This window comes from Mesorhizobium sp. M1E.F.Ca.ET.063.01.1.1 (genome assembly GCF_003998155.1).
GTDB lineage: Bacteria > Pseudomonadota > Alphaproteobacteria > Rhizobiales > Rhizobiaceae > Mesorhizobium.
Map to the genome: position 1 here is coordinate 1 of NZ_RZSC01001392.1, position 726 is coordinate 726.

At 67.2% G+C, this 726-nt stretch carries 1 pseudogene; it reads right to left on the bottom strand.

Annotated features, from left to right (window positions below):
- Window positions 1–726, bottom strand: a pseudogene (locus tag EOA29_RS38785) (DUF11 domain-containing protein); the annotation flags it as partial.

Below are 726 nucleotides of genomic sequence, written 5' to 3' on the forward strand. Positions count from 1 at the left end.
ACGCAGGCGCCGTTCTCGAGCTCGGTTCCGCGCGGACAGACACAGCGCCCGTCCTCGGTGCGGATCTGGCCCTTGAGCAGCACGCAGGGCTTGGGCTTCGGCTCGACGATGACGCCGCCGCCCGTGCACTGGCCGTTGCGGTAGGTGGTGCCTTCAGGGCAGACGCAGCGGCCGGCATCGTTCATGACGAAACCTGCCGAGCACTGCTTCTTCACCTCGTTCCTGATGGTGAAGGGATGGCACGCATAGGCCCTGCCGCGATTGCCCTGGATGTTGGCCTGATCGCCGGAAAGCACGTCGCCGCCGCCCTGCACCCGCGTATCCGGGGACAGGACGCCAACGCAGTTCTGACCGTTGACCGTGCCCTGCAGATTGGCCAGGCGGCCGTCATCGGGGATGACCACGGTGACATTGTGCACGTGGCTTTCCCCGGCGCCGAGCGTCAGGTTGGCAATGCAGGACAAAGGCAGCGTCGTCGGTTCGGGCGAGCAGCCGAAGGGCGGCTCGATCGACGTGATCTCGACGCCTTCCAGCCTGCCCAGTCCTTCCACGCCGATCGCATCGCCGATCCGGACCGGACCGGAGAAGGCGCTCGGCCCATCGTTCGTGATGGTGATCTCGAAGGAGCAGGGCTGGCCGGGCTGGCATTCGCTGTCGCCGGTCTTCTCGACGCGGATGGTCGGAGCCCCGCCGCCCTTGGCGCAAGCCTGGCCGATCGGATAGACG